General features: G+C 75.6%; 13 protein-coding genes and 1 pseudogene. 10 read left to right on the top strand and 4 right to left on the bottom strand.

Annotated elements, in window-relative coordinates; genetic code table 11:
* Positions 1-61 precede the first annotated feature (61 nt).
* The 6 genes from BS72_RS32935 (at position 62) to BS72_RS31370 (ending at position 4555) form a co-directional block, all read left to right on the top strand.
* A complete protein-coding gene (locus BS72_RS32935) occupies positions 62-820 on the top strand; it encodes a DUF4232 domain-containing protein (RefSeq protein ID WP_051951883.1) in 759 nt (252 codons plus the stop codon).
* A gap of 91 nt (positions 821-911) precedes the next feature.
* Positions 912-1505, top strand: coding sequence for a class F sortase (locus BS72_RS31385; protein ID WP_232792598.1), 594 nt, complete (start codon positions 912-914; stop codon positions 1503-1505).
* Positions 1506-1556: 51 nt separating this feature from the next.
* On the top strand, positions 1557-2060 hold the full coding sequence (locus tag BS72_RS31380; protein ID WP_232792597.1) for an RNA polymerase sigma factor: 504 nt from the start codon (positions 1557-1559) through the stop codon (positions 2058-2060).
* A complete protein-coding gene (locus tag BS72_RS32930) occupies positions 2044-2436 on the top strand; it encodes a hypothetical protein (protein WP_051951882.1) in 393 nt (130 codons plus the stop codon). The genes BS72_RS31380 and BS72_RS32930 overlap by 17 nt, the downstream gene beginning before the upstream one ends.
* 265 nt (positions 2437-2701) lie before the next feature.
* Positions 2702-3106, top strand: coding sequence for a DUF4232 domain-containing protein (locus BS72_RS31375; protein ID WP_051951881.1), 405 nt, complete (start codon positions 2702-2704; stop codon positions 3104-3106).
* A 402-nt stretch (positions 3107-3508) separates the two neighbouring features.
* On the top strand, positions 3509-4555 hold the full coding sequence (locus BS72_RS31370; protein ID WP_051952083.1) for a PP2C family protein-serine/threonine phosphatase: 1047 nt from the start codon (positions 3509-3511) through the stop codon (positions 4553-4555).
* A gap of 21 nt (positions 4556-4576) precedes the next feature.
* Here the strand turns inward: BS72_RS31370 and BS72_RS31365 are convergent.
* Positions 4577-5280, bottom strand: a pseudogene (locus BS72_RS31365) (ribonuclease H family protein).
* A 104-nt stretch (positions 5281-5384) separates the two neighbouring features.
* Positions 5385-6752, bottom strand: a complete 1368-nt coding sequence (locus BS72_RS31360) for an NAD(P)/FAD-dependent oxidoreductase (RefSeq protein WP_037915362.1) — start codon at positions 6750-6752, stop codon at positions 5385-5387.
* Between the two features lie 330 nt (positions 6753-7082).
* On the opposite strand from BS72_RS31360, the gene BS72_RS31355 reads away from it, so the two are divergent.
* A complete protein-coding gene (locus tag BS72_RS31355; RefSeq protein ID WP_063836172.1) occupies positions 7083-7766 on the top strand; it encodes a CGNR zinc finger domain-containing protein in 684 nt (227 codons plus the stop codon).
* A gap of 140 nt (positions 7767-7906) precedes the next feature.
* Here the strand turns inward: BS72_RS31355 and BS72_RS31350 are convergent, their stop codons facing one another.
* Positions 7907-9070, bottom strand: a complete 1164-nt coding sequence (locus BS72_RS31350; RefSeq protein WP_037915360.1) for an SPFH domain-containing protein — start codon at positions 9068-9070, stop codon at positions 7907-7909.
* Between the two features lie 27 nt (positions 9071-9097).
* Positions 9098-9331 carry a hypothetical protein gene (locus tag BS72_RS31345; RefSeq protein WP_037915357.1) on the bottom strand — a complete coding sequence of 78 codons (234 nt, stop codon included), beginning with the start codon at positions 9329-9331 and terminating at the stop codon, positions 9098-9100.
* Between the two features lie 261 nt (positions 9332-9592).
* On the opposite strand from BS72_RS31345, the gene nhaA reads away from it, so the two are divergent.
* The 3 genes from nhaA to BS72_RS31330 all read left to right on the top strand — a co-directional run bounded on the left by nhaA (position 9593) and on the right by BS72_RS31330 (position 12892).
* Positions 9593-11521 carry a Na+/H+ antiporter NhaA gene (gene nhaA / locus BS72_RS31340; protein ID WP_107498925.1) on the top strand — a complete coding sequence of 643 codons (1929 nt, stop codon included), beginning with the start codon at positions 9593-9595 and terminating at the stop codon, positions 11519-11521.
* 229 nt (positions 11522-11750) lie between these two features.
* Entirely contained in the window at positions 11751-12299 is a 549-nt protein-coding gene (locus BS72_RS31335) for a COG4315 family predicted lipoprotein (RefSeq protein ID WP_037915355.1), read from the top strand.
* A gap of 53 nt (positions 12300-12352) precedes the next feature.
* Positions 12353-12892 carry a DUF6529 family protein gene (locus BS72_RS31330; protein ID WP_051951878.1) on the top strand — a complete coding sequence of 180 codons (540 nt, stop codon included), beginning with the start codon at positions 12353-12355 and terminating at the stop codon, positions 12890-12892.
* The last annotated feature ends 54 nt before the right edge of the window (positions 12893-12946 follow it).

Below are 12946 nucleotides of genomic sequence, written 5' to 3'. Positions count from 1 at the left end.
GTCCGGCCTCTCGACGGCCGAACCCGGGACTCGGGAAACCCTCCTGAAAGGACGTCAGGACATGTACAAGGGTTCATGGGCCGCGGGCGCCGCGGCAGTCGTGGTCGCGGCGCTGGGCGCCGCGCCGGCGGTGGCCGGCACACCGGTGGCGGACGCCTCCGCCACCCCGATGTGCGCCACGTCCCAGCTGTCGGTCTCGCTCGGCGGCAGCGACGCGGGCGCCGGACAGCTTTACCACACGCTGGTGTTCACCAACACCGGCTCGACGACCTGCCACCTCACCGGATACCCGGGCGTGTCGCTGCTGGACGCGAGCGGCAGGCAGATCGGTCAGCCCGCCGACCGCGACCCGCGCACGTACTCCCCCGTCGTCCTGGCGCCCGGCGCCGCGGCCAGCGACACCATCCACACCGCCAACCGCATCGGCAGCTGCCTGCCGGACTCGGTGAAGGTCAAGGTCTACCCGCCGGGCAACACCGCCTCCACCACGGTCTCCGGCGCCGTGGCGATCTGCTCGGGCACCTTCACCGTCACCCCGCTCGCCGCCGGCGACGACGGCAACCCGCCCGGCAACAGCGGTCCCAGCGCCAGCCCCACGGCGGCTCCGACGGCGTCCGCGACCGTGACGGGCGGCACCGGGACCGCCGGCGGCGCCCAGATCTCGGCGGTGCCCTCGGGCGCCCCCGACACCGGGCTGGCGGCAACCGGCTCCGGCGGCTCCGACACCGGGCTGTACGCGGCGGCCGGAGCGGGCGTCCTGCTGCTCGGCGGCGCGGGCCTCGCGGTGGCGCGCCGCCGCGGGGCGCGGGCCGGCCGTTGAGCGGCGCGGCCGGCCCGGGCCGACGCCCGCGCGGCCGGGCCGGCCGGGCGGGCGCCGTGCTCGCCGCGGCCGGCCTGGCGGCGCTGTGCGGGTGCGGGCCGCACCCGGCCGGCGCCGGCTCGCCGGCCGTCTCGGCGACGGCGCCGGCCGCCACGGCCCCGTCCGCTTCCGGGGGTTCGGCGGCTCCGCCGGGTCCGGGGGTGCCGCGGCCGCGGCACCGATGGCCCGGTCCCTGCCCAGCCGCCTGCGGATCCCCGCGATCGGGGTCGACACCCCCGTCATGTCCCTCGGGCTGGCCGCCGACGGCACGGTGGGGGTGCCGCCGATCGAGGCGCACGCCCCGGCCGGCTGGTACGAGGGCTCGCCGACACCCGGGCAGCTCGGCCCCTCGGTGCTGCTCGGCCACGTGACCGTGGGCCGGTACGGGGACGGGGTGTTCCTCCGCCTGGACCGGATGCGGCCGGGCGACCGGGTGTCGGTGACGCGCGCGGACGGCTCGGTCGCGCTCTTCTCCGTCAACCGGGTGCAGACCGTCTCCAAGGCCCACTTCCCCACGGCGGAGGTGTACGGGAACGTGGACCGCCCGGAGTTGCGTCTCATCACCTGCGGGGGCACCCGGATCAGCGGGGGCGGCGGCTACCCGGACAACGTGATCGTCTACGCCTCGCTGGTCTCCGGGTCGTGAGCCGCCCCGCGCGGTCCGGTGGCGCCGGGCCGGCGAGGACGAGCGGGACGAGTGAGGGGAAGGGCCATCCGGTCTCAAGAGCGAGCCGCCTCGGAGCTGTTCGCGGCGCTGTACCCGCGGCTGGCCGGCTGGGTGCGCGGGCTGGTGGACGACGACGGGACGGCGCACGAGATCGCCGCCGAGTCGTTCACCCGCCTGTGGGCCCGCTGGACGAAGGTGGAGGAGCCGGCCGGGTTCCTGTACGTCACCGCGGCCAACCTGGTGCGCGACCACTGGCGCAGGCTGGAGCGCGAACGGCGGGCGCTGCGCCGCGCGACCACGGAGGAGCAGGTGCGCGGCCGGCCGGAGACGGCCGACCCGACGGTGCGGATACTGGTGCAGTCACTGCCGGAGCGGCTGCGCGCGCCCGCACTGCTGTACTACTACGCCGACCTGCCGCTACGGGAGGTGGCGGCACTGCTGGGACGCCGGGAGGGCACCGTCAAGGCCGACCTGCACGCGGCACGGGAGCTGCTGCGCGCCAAGCTCGGGGAGCAGCATGACCGGATTTCCTGACCCCGCGGGCGGCTTCGACGACGCGGACGGCCGCCCCGCGGGCCTCGGCGGTGACCCGCCGGGCGCGGGCGGCGCGAACGCTCCGGAGGGCGCGGAGGACCCGGCGGGCCCCGGTGCCGCGGGCGCTGCCGTCGGGTACGGCGGCCAGGAGCACCTGGAGCGGCTGGACCGCCTGGGCCGGTTCGGCCGACTGGGTTTCGAGGGCGCCGAGGGGCCTGCCGACGGCGCCGACCCGCTGGAGCGGGTGCTGCGCCCCGCGCCGGGCTACCTGGCGCCGCCGCCGGGCGCCTTCGAGCGCGTCCGGGGCCGGCGGCGCGGCGCCGGCGGCTGCGGGCGGCGGCGGGCGTCGGCACGGTCACGGCGGTCGCCGCCGTGACGCTGTACGCCGCCGGGACGCTCGCGCCGGGCGGCGACGGCCACGCGGTGGCGCCGCCGGCGAGCAGCCGGGTGTCCTCCCTCCCCGCACCCGCGTCCACGCCCCCTTCCGCTCCCGCTTCCACGCCGTCCGGCGCCCCCGAACCGCCCCCGTCACGGCCGCCCCCTCCACCGGTGCGGGGACCGCCGCCGGGGGCACGCCGACCCCCTCGCCGCCGCCGAGGACCTCCCCCAGCGGCTCGCCGTCGCCATCGGAAGGGACACCGATGTGCGCGGCCGGGCAGCTGAGCGCGGCCCTGGGCGACGGCGACGCGGGGGCGGGCCAGCTCTACCGCTACCTGGTGCTGACCAACACCAGCGGCACCTCCTGCCATGTCGACGGCTATCCGGGGGTGTCGCTGCTGGACGCGGACGGCAGGCAGATCGGACAGCCCGCCGACCGCGACCCGCGCGCCTACTCCCCCGTCGTCCTCGCGCCGGGCGCCGCGGCCAGCGACACCATCCACACCGCCAACCGGATGGGTACCTGCCTGCCGGCGTCGGTGAAGGTCAGGGTCTACCCGCCGGGCAGCCGGCAGGCGCTCACCGCCGACGGGCAGGTGACCGTCTGCGCCGGCACGTTCACCGTCACGCCCCTCGCGGCGGGCACCACGGGCAACCCCCCGTCCTGACGCGGCGGTGCCGGCCCCCGCCCGCGGACCGCGCGACGCGCCACGGGGGTTACCCACCGAACGCCTGGCCGAATACGAGCGGGAGCCGTCCGGGCGAGGCCGTGGAAAGCTTTGACGGTGGCCTCAAAGCGGTAACGGCGGGTTCAGGCCACCGGGCCGGATGATTGCCTGGAACCGGCGCCCGCCGTCCGCGGCGTGGGTTCCGGGGCTCCGCTCCTGGGCCCCGCGCCGCCGACCGAAGGGAGCCGTTCCACCGTGCTGCGTCGCCTGCCCGGCCGCCGCCTCGCCCCGGGGCGGCCCGAGGGCCCGTATCCGCGCGGCGCCGCGGGCGGCCTCGACGGCACCCGCGCCCGGCAGCCGCCGTCCGCGCCGCTGCTGCTGTCCGTCCTGCCGTACGTGGTGATGGCGCTGGTCGCGGTGGTGGACGGCGTCGCCGGGCAGAGCGTCGGCCTGCTGCCGCTGGTCGCCCTGGGCCCGGCCTTCGCCGGGCTGGTCGGCTCCTGGGTGCGCACCGCCGTGATCGGGCTGCTCGCGGTGGCGGTGGTGTGCGTGCTGGGCGTGGTCGACGGGCTGTTCGAGGAGCGGCGGGGCTTCGCGGCGATCGGCGCCGTGGTCGGGGTGACGGTCGCGGGCGTGATCGCGGCGGTCACCCGGCAGCGCCGGGAGGCCGAGCTGGCGAACGTCCGCTCGATCGCGGAGGTGGCCCAGCGGGTGCTGCTGCGCCCGGTGCCGCGCAGCGCCGGCCACCTGCGGGCCGCGGTGTCGTACACCTCGGCGGTCGCGGAGGCGCGGATCGGCGGCGACCTCTACGAGGTGGTGCCGTCGCCGGCCGGCGTGCGGGTGGTCGTCGGGGACGTCCAGGGCAAGGGCCTGGAGGCGGTGGAGACCGCCTCCGTGGTGCTGGGCGCGTTCCGGGAGGCCGCGCACGACGAGAAGGCCCTGGAGGGGGTGGGCGAGCGGGTGCAGCGGGCGGCGGACCGGGCGTTGAGCGGCGAGAAGTTCGTCACCGCGATCATGGCCGAGATCTCCCCCGGGCAGGGCACCCGGGTGCTGAACTTCGGCCATCCGCCGCCGATGATCGTGCGCCCCGACGGGGCGGTGGACTTCCCCGAGCCGCCCGAGCACTCGCTGCCGCTGGGCCTGGGCGTGCACCGGGCCGAGCCGGCGGTGCCGTTCGAGGTGCGGTTCGGGCCCGGCGACCAGCTGCTGCTCTACACCGACGGCGTCACCGAGACGCGGGACGCGGCAGGCGTGTTCTACCCCCTGGGCGAGCGGGCGCACCTGCTGGCCGACGGGGACCCGCAGCGGGCGCTGGAGACGCTGCGGGCCGACCTGATCCGCTGGTCGGACGGGCCGCTGCGGGACGACGCGGCGATGCTGCTGCTGCGCTTCCGGCGCCCCGGGGCGGTCCGGGCGGCCGCGGACGGGCCCGAGGAGCCCGAGGCGTGAGCCGGCCGGCCGCGGTCCGGCTCAGCGGCAGTCCGGGTGGCCCCAGCCGTCGGCGTTCTTGGTGATGGGCTCGCCGACCGCGTAGGCGCGCCCGCAGCGGCACCGCCCCGGGAACTTGGCCTTGAGGGTGCGCGGCGGCCCGGACGCGGTCCGCACCGAGCCCGAGGCGCCGCCGGGCGCGGTGCCGGTGGCGGTGCCGGACCGCGGCGCCTTCGCGGGTTTGCGGCTGCTCGCGGGGGCCGGCGGCGGCTCCGGCGAGTCCAGCGCGCTGCCCGCGGGCTGCTGGACGACGGCGGCCTGGCTGGCGGCGCGGTCGGCGAAGTCGTTGAGCCGGTCGCCGTCGACCTGGTGGGCGGGGACGTAGCGGAACTCCACGCTGCGGCCGGCCAGCAGCTCGTCGATGCGCACCACCAGCTCCTGGTTGGCCACGGGCTTGCCGGCGGTGGTCTTCCAGCCCTTGCGCTTCCAGCCGGGCAGCCACTTGGTGACGGCGTTCATCGCGTACTGGGAGTCCATCCGGACCTCCAGCGGCACGCCGGGGTCCACCGACGACAGCAGCCGCTCCAGCGCGGTGAGCTCGGCGACGTTGTTGGTCGCGGTGCCGAGCGGCCCCGCCTCCCAGCGGTCGGGCTCGCCCGACCCGCCGGCCGTCACCCACGCCCACGCGGCCGGTCCGGGTTTCCTTTGGAGGCGCCGTCACAGGCGGCGATGATGCGGTCTGCCACGCTCCGATCATGCCATCCGGCGCCGGGTGCGCGGGCCCGGGGTGGGTCCGGGCACGGCGGCGCCGGTGGGCTCGGGCCCCGCCGACCCGCGCGGAGGACGCCGGTCACTTCTTCAGGAACTGCCCGCCCTGGGCGTGCTCGCGGATCTGTTCGGGGGTGAGGTAGGCGTCGGTGTACTCGAAGTCGCGCAGCGTGGCGGGCCGGCGGGCCTGGAAGCCGGTGCGTACGAAGTCGTCGCCGGCCGCCGCGTTGAGCAGCCAGTTGGTCAGCACCCGGGTCTTGGCGACGTTGGTGCGCAGCGCCGACCAGTGGTAGCCGCGGGCCACCGCCTGCGCCGGCAGGCCGCGCAGCTCGACGCCCATCGGCTTGGAGACGGCGTCGGCGCCGCCCAGGTCGACGACCAGGCCGAGGTCCTTGTGGATGTAGGGCTGGAGCGGCTGCTCGCGGAGGGTGGCGATGACGTTGTCGGCGACCCGGCGGCCTTGGCGCATCGCGTGCTGCGCGGTGGGCGGGCAGATGGCGCCCTCGTCGTCCTTGGCCAGGTCCGGGACGGCGGCGGCGTCGCCGAGCGCGAAGACGCCGTCGTGCCCGGGGACGGTCATCTGGGCGGTCACCGCGAGGCGGCCGCGGACGGTCTCGGCGTCCAGGGTCCCCACCAGCGGGCTGGCGACGACGCCGGCCGTCCAGATCAGCGTCCGGCAGGGCAGCACCCGGCCGTCGGTGAAGGTGACCTCCTCCGCCCCGGCCTTGGCCACGGACACGCCGAGGGAGATGTCGATGCCGCGGTCGCGCAGGATCTTCAGGGCGCTCAGGCCGAGCTTGTCGCCCAGCTCGGGCATCAGCTTGGGCGCGATGTCGATCAGGTGCCACTTGATCTCGGACGGGTCCAGGTGCGGATAGCGCTTGACGGCGTTGGTGGTCAGCCGCTGGAGGCAGGCCGCGGTCTCGGTCCCGGCGTAGCCGCCGCCGACCACCACGAACTGCAGCCGGGAGGCGCGCTCGGCCGGGTCCTGGCTGGCGTCGGCGAGGTCGAGCTGGGCGATGACGTGGTCGCGGACGTAGGCCGCCTCGGCGAGGGTCTTCATGCCGCGCGCGTGGTCGACCAGGCCCGGGATGTCGAAGGTGCGGGTGATGCTGCCCGGGGAGAGCACCAGGTAGTCGTACGGTTCGTTGACGATCTCGCCGGTGATCTTCCGGACGACGCACACCTTCGCCTTGGTGTCGACGCCGATCGCACCGCCGGGAATGATGCGGGTGCGGTGCTTCTGGCTGCGGCGCAGGGACACCGCGATCGACTGCGGGGTCAGGACGCCGGAGGCGACCTGTGGCAGCAGCGGCAGGTAGAGCTGGTAGGAGGTGGGCGTGACCAGGGCGATGTCGGCCTCGCCGGCGTCGAGTCTGCGCTCCATCCGCCGTACGCAGCCCACTCCGGCGAAGCCGGCGCCCACCACGAGGATCTTCGGTCGTGCCACGGTGTCCGTCCCTTCCAGTGGGTCGGGTGGTGTTCCGATCACTGCGCCTGCCCGCGCGGCGCCGCTTCGCACTTTCTGTAGTACCCCGGTGGCGGATGCCGCGCCAGCGGAGCGCGGCGGCACCCGCCGCCCGCGGCGGCCGGCCGGAAGGGCCCGCGACCTGCGGCGGCGGCCCTCGCGGGGCGCGGTGGAGGCGGGCGGGCGAGGTGGACGGGGCCGGAGATGCTACCGGCGGTAGCGCCGTACGGGAGGGTGCGGCACGGCCGAACGGGGAGGAGCGCGGAGCCGGTCGACACCGTCTGAAAAGGTGTCACATGCTACGGTCGGGGGATGGCAGCGGACGCGTCGGCGGACAGCGGCGGGGGTGAATTCGCCTTCGTCGGCGGCCGGGTGTGCCTGGACTTCGCGGCGACCCTGGGCCGGCGGCACACCGACCCGGTGGAGGGCCTGCCGGACACGGCGGCGCTGGCGCGCTGGTTCGCGGCGGCCGGACTGCTGGCCCCCGAGGCCGGGCTGCCGCGGGTCGGCAGCGCCGAACTGGCCCGGGCCCGGGCGCTGCGGGAGGCGCTGTACCGGCTGGTGCGCGCCGCGACGGAGGGCTCCTCGTACGCGCGGGCGGACGTCGCGGCGCTCAACCGGGCCGCGGCCCGGCCGGACCTCGTGCCGCAGCTGGCTTTCGCCGCGGGGGCGCCGGGGGTGCGGTGGCAGCAGCGGGACGAGGCGGTGGCGGCACTGGCGACGGTGGCGCGGGACGGGGTGCTGCTGCTGGGCGGGCCGGACCTGGCCCGGGTGAAGGAGTGCGGCCACCCGGCGTGCTCGCTGCTCTTCGTGGACGACTCGCAGGCGCGGCGCCGGCGCTGGTGCTCGATGGAGCGGTGCGGCAACCTCGCGAAGGTGGCCGGCTACCGGGCCCGGGTGCGCCAGGGCGCGCGGGCGGCAGTGCCGTCCCGCCCGGACGGCCCTGCGGACTCGGCGGCGTCCGCCGTCCCGGGCGCCCGGGCCGCGGCCGGCTGAGCCGGCTCCGCGTCGGCTTCCCGACCGCCTGTGGGCGCGGTCGGCGCGAGCGCGGACGGCGACGGATGGCGAACGGGCCGGCCCGTGTCCGGACCGGCCCGCACCGGCGTTCCCGCGTTTACGCGCTCCCGCGTTCCGGGTCAGCCGATGTCGATGCGCCCGGAGCCGCTGCCGCCCTTGGCCTCGCGCTCCCGCAGGGCGACCTCGGCGCCGGTACCGCCACCGGAGTCGCCGAGGTTGGCGCGGACCGAGTCCAGGATGCTCAGGCCCTGGCTGACCAGGCCGGCGGCCAGCTCACCGAGGCCGTCGGCGCCGTTGAGGACGTTGAGGTTGGCGCCGGCCAGACCCGCCGACGCCTCCTTGACAATCTGCGGCAGCTGCTCGATGAGCATCCGGTCCAGCGCGATCCGGTTGTGCGAGGCCGACGCCTCGGCCTGGATGCGCATCCGCTCCGCCTCGGCGACGGCCAGCACCCGGATCCGCTCGGCCTCGGCCTCGGCGGGCTTGACGATCTCCGCGACCAGCTGCTGCTGGCGCAGCTCGGCCGCGCGCAGCGCCAGTTCGGTCTGCGCGGCCAGCACCTCCTGCTGCGCGTGCGCCTGGGCCAGCGGACCGGCCTGGGCGGCCTCTGCCTGGGCGCGGTCCACCTGGGCGTTGTACTCGGCCTGCACCACGGCGGTCTGCCGGGCGTACTCGGCCTGGTTGCGGGCCGCGACCTGCTGGGCCTCCACCGACGCCTGGGTGGCCTGCGCCTGGGCGATCTGCGCCTGCCGCTGGATCGCGGCCTTGTGCGGCGCGGACATCGCGTCGATGTAGCCGGTGTCCCCGTCGTCGATGGACTGGATCTGGAGCGAGTCCACGATCAGCCCGATCTTGGCCATCTCCGCCTTGGAGGTCTCCAGCACCTCCATCGCGAGCTTCTGCCGCTCGGTGACGATCTCCTCGACCGTCATGGAGCCGATGATGGACCTCAGGTGCCCGGCGAAGATCCGCCCGGTGAGGATCGCCATCTGGTCCTGGTCGGACAGGAAGCGCTGGCCGGCGTTGACGATGCTCTCGTGGTCGTTGCCGACCTTGAAGGCGATCACCGCCTTGACCGTGAGCCCGATGCCCTGCCGGGTGACGCACCGCTCAGCGACCTCGGCCTCGCACATCGCCAGGGTCAGGAAGCGGGTCTTGCGGAAGACCGGCAGCACGAACTTGCCGTGCCCCGTCACGACGCGGAACGGCGCTCCGCCAAGCCCTCGCCGACCGCCCGAGATGAGCATCGCCTCATCAGGGGCGGGCACGCGGTAACCCAACATCCTCTTCTTCTCCTTCAGTTGCGCCGCTCAGCCGGCCAGGGCGTCCAAGGGGTCGACCCACTTGATGACGTCCACCTGGCGGCTGCCGCGGGACTCGACCACCAGCACGGTCGTCCCCCTGGGCAGGGGTTCGTCCGACCAGGCGAGAAAGGTCTCCGAGCCGCCGCGCACCCTCACCAGGACCTCACCGGGACCGGCCGGGCCCCGGGTGGCGATGAGCAGCTCCCCCGTGCAGCCGACCACGGCGTCGTCACGTGCCATTCGCGGCTGCCCCCTTGTCGTCGTGGTTGTGCGAGTTTCCGACCGTGACCATCCTCCCACCGGCGCGCGCCGCGGGATCTCCGACGGTCGCTACGGAATACGCGCGCGGCGGCGGCGCGGTTCCGTCTCCGCGGCGTCGCTTTCCGCGGGGCGCGCCACGGTGTCTCCGACGGGCGGCCGCGCCCGGCGCCCTGGCATGATCGGGTCCACCGCCCGCTGGAGAAGCCGGGGTGCGGTGCGGGTCCGGCCAGGGTCCGCGACATGGTGGGAGGCTGGATGTTCCGGGGCTTCACGGCTCCTTTCACGGACCGCAGCGAGCGCGACCGGGAGAGTACGGCGACGCCGTGGGCGTACATCCGTACCGAGACCGGCAGCGCCGCCGTACTGCTGGCCGCCACGGTCGCGGCGCTGGTGTGGGCCAACGCGGCGCCCGGCGACTACACCGAGGTGTGGGCCACCCGGCTGTCGGTGCGGCTGGGCGGGCACGGCGTCGACATGGACCTGCGCGAGTGGGTGAACAGCGGCCTGATGACGCTGTTCTTCCTGGTCGTCGGCTTGGAGGCCAGGCGCGAGTTCGACATGGGAGAGCTGCGCGACCGGCGCCGGATCGCGCTGCCGCTGCTGGCCGGGGTGAGCGGCATGGTGGTGCCGGTGGTCCTCTACCTGGCGGTGAACGCGGGCCGTTCCTCCGGCCACGGCTGGGGTGCGGCGATGTCCACCGACACGGCGTTCGCGCTCGGCATGCTGGCGCTGCTGGGTTCGCGCTTCCCGCGCCGGCTGCACACGTTCATCCTCACCGTGGCCGTGGTAGACGACTTCGTGGCGCTCGCGGTGATCGCCGTCGCCTACAGCGACCGCATCGTGTGGACGCCGCTGGCGGTCGGCGTCGCGGCGCTGGCGGCCTGCCTGGTGGCGCGGCGGGCCGACGTCCGCCGGGGCGGGGTGTACGCGCTGCTGGGGATCACGGCGTGGGTGGCGTTCGTCCACTCGGGGGTGGACCCGGTGGTGGTCGGCCTGCTGATCGGCCTGACGGCGTTCGCGTACCCGGCGCCGCGGGAGGCGCTGGAGCGGGCGACGGGCCTGTTCCGCTCCTTCCGGGAGCAGCCGACGGCGGAGCTGGAGCGGGAGGCGCGGCTGGGCATCGCCTCGGCGCTGTCCCCCAACGACCGGCTGCAGCGGCTGTGGCACCCGTGGAGCAGCTACGTGATCGTGCCGCTGTTCGCGCTGGCCAACGCGGGCATCCGGATCGACGGCGGGCTGCTCTCGCACGCCTTCACCTCGCCGGTGACGCTGGGCATCCTGCTGGCCTACGGTGCCGGCAAGCCGATCGGCATCCTCGGTTCCACGGCGCTGGCCACGGTGGCGAGCCGGGGCCGGACCCGGCCGCCGGTGGGGTGGGCGGCGGTCGCCGGCGGCGGCACCATCGCCGGGATCGGCTTCACCGTCTCGCTGCTGATCGCGACCCTCGCCTTCCACGGGCAGCAGCTGGACGAGGCGAAGATCGGCGTGCTCAGCGCGGTCGTCTTCGCGATGCTGAGCACCTCGGCGGTGGCGCTGGCGACCTCGTGGCTGCCGCCCGCGCGGCGGGCGAAGGCGCTGCTGGGCACGGCGGCGGGCGTGGTGGACCTGGCCGAGCCGGTGGACCCCGGGCGGGACCACATCCGCGGCCCGCTGGACGCGCCGGTGACGGTGGTGGAGTACGGCGACTTCGAGTGCCCGTACTGCGGCCAGGCCGAGGACGTGGTGCGCGAGCTGCTGGCTGACTTCGGCGACATCCGGTACGTGTGGCGGCACCTGCCGCTGACGGACGTGCACCCGCACGCGCAGCTCGCCGCGGAGGCGGCCGAGGCGGCGGCGCTCCAGGGCCGGTTCTGGGAGATGCGGGACCTGCTGATCTCCCGTCAGGAGGAGCTGACGCTGCGCGACCTGCTGCGGCACGCCACCGATGTCGGCCTGGACGTGGACACGTTCAAGCACGCGCTGAAGAACCGCAGGGGCGCCGCGCGGGTGGCGCGGGACGTGGAGTCGGCGGACCTGAGCACCGTGTCGGGCACCCCGACCTTCTTCGTCAACGGCCGCCGCCACCACGGGGCGTACGACATCGCGAGCCTGTCGGCGTCGGTGCTGGCCGCCCGCGACCGGGCGCTGCTGATCGACGGCGGGGACAGCGGCTCCACCCGTCAGGGCTGAGCGGCGCCCCCGGGGTCCGGGGCCCGCCGGCCCTGTCGTCCGCGGAGAGGCTCCGGGGGTCCGGGCCGGGTGGCGCCGCCGCGCCCGGAGCCCGCCGGGGCGCGCGGGCGCTGGGCCGCTTGGCTGATCCTGCCTGGTCACGGCGGCGTCCGCGTGTGGCGTACCCGGGTACGGCGGGGGCGCGGAGGGAGGCTGGGACCCCCCACTTGCGCCCACCTTCGGAGCTGTGATGAAACGCACCCTCGCGACGGCCTCGTGTGCCGCCGTCACCCTGCTGGCCACGCTGCTGACCGGCTGTTCGGGCAGTAGCTCCTCCTCCGCGAGCGGATCGTCGACTCCGACCGCCTCCACCACCTCCACCGCCTCGGGGCAGGAAGCCACCCCGGCCGCCGACAAGATCTCGATCCCGACCCAGGCCACCGTGGCCACGAAGTCCGTGGGCAACCTCGGCACCATCCTCGTGGACGCCAAGGGCCGCACCCTCTACCTCTTCGTGGCCGACAAGAAGAACAAGTCCACCTGCACCGGCGCCTGCGCCGTGGCCTGGCCGGCGCTGCTGACCGTCAACGACGCCAAGGCCGGCAAGGGCGCCGACAAGAAGCTCCTGGGCATCACCCAGCGCTCAGCCGGCCTCAAGCAGGTGACCTACAACGGCCACCCGCTCTACTACTACGTCGGCGACGGCGGCAAGGCCGGCAAGACCACCGGGCAGGGCGTCAACCAGTTCGGCGCCCTGTGGTACGTCGTGAACCCCAAGGGCAAGCAGGTCACGAGCTGACCGGGTCGCACAGCGCCGCCCGACCGCCGCGCCGCCCTCCCGCGGCGCGCGCGGTGGCGGTCGCCCTCGGCGTCCTGGTGCCGGTCGCCGTCGGCGTCGGCATCTACCTCGCGGGCCGCAACCTGACCCCCGACTACAACACCGGCCTGTACGGGCAGCACGGCACCGGCGCGGTGACGCTCAAGGCCCGCCTCGGCAGCGCCCTGCTCTGCCTGGCCCTGGTCCAACTCGGCCTCGCCCTGTGGATGTACGGCCGGCTGCCCGGCCTGCGCGGCGGCACCCGCCCGGTCCGGCTGGGGCACCGCGCCCTGGGGTTCCTCACCGTCCTGTTCTCCCTGCCGATCGCGTACCACTGCCTGGTCACGTACGGCGTCGAGACCACCAGCCCGCGGGTGGTGATCCACTCCGTCGCGGGCTGCGCGTTCTACGGCGCGTTCGTGGCCAAGGTGCTGGTGGTGCGCTCCCGCAGGCTGCCCGGCTGGCTGCTGCCGGCCGTGGGGTCGCTGCTGGTCGTCGGCATCGCGCTGCTCTGGTACACGGCCGCGCTGTGGGCGCTGAACGGGGACTCCGTGCCGGGCCTGTCCACCACCTGAACCTGACGGCCCGGGTACGGCGCCGCGCGCGACCGCCTGGAGCGGCCCTCGTCG

Origin of the sequence: Actinacidiphila yeochonensis CN732 (assembly GCF_000745345.1) — a bacterium.
GTDB lineage: Bacteria > Actinomycetota > Actinomycetes > Streptomycetales > Streptomycetaceae > Actinacidiphila > Actinacidiphila yeochonensis.
Note: the sequence above shows the minus strand (reverse complement) of the source record. Positions and strands in the feature narration are given on the sequence as shown.

Coding starts and splice junctions, on each gene's coding strand:
- BS72_RS31345 (WP_037915357.1), bottom strand. CDS start 9,331: ATGGCACGTGACGACGCCGTGGTCGGCTGCACGGGGGAGCTGCTCATC.
- BS72_RS31350 (WP_037915360.1), bottom strand. CDS start 9,070: ATGTTGGGTTACCGCGTGCCCGCCCCTGATGAGGCGATGCTCATCTCG.
- BS72_RS31335 (WP_037915355.1), top strand. CDS start 11,751: ATGAAACGCACCCTCGCGACGGCCTCGTGTGCCGCCGTCACCCTGCTG.
- BS72_RS31375 (WP_051951881.1), top strand. CDS start 2,702: ATGTGCGCGGCCGGGCAGCTGAGCGCGGCCCTGGGCGACGGCGACGCG.
- BS72_RS32930 (WP_051951882.1), top strand. CDS start 2,044: ATGACCGGATTTCCTGACCCCGCGGGCGGCTTCGACGACGCGGACGGC.
- nhaA (WP_107498925.1), top strand. CDS start 9,593: ATGGTGGGAGGCTGGATGTTCCGGGGCTTCACGGCTCCTTTCACGGAC.
- BS72_RS31370 (WP_051952083.1), top strand. CDS start 3,509: ATGGCGCTGGTCGCGGTGGTGGACGGCGTCGCCGGGCAGAGCGTCGGC.
- BS72_RS31355 (WP_063836172.1), top strand. CDS start 7,083: ATGGCAGCGGACGCGTCGGCGGACAGCGGCGGGGGTGAATTCGCCTTC.
- BS72_RS32935 (WP_051951883.1), top strand. CDS start 62: ATGTACAAGGGTTCATGGGCCGCGGGCGCCGCGGCAGTCGTGGTCGCG.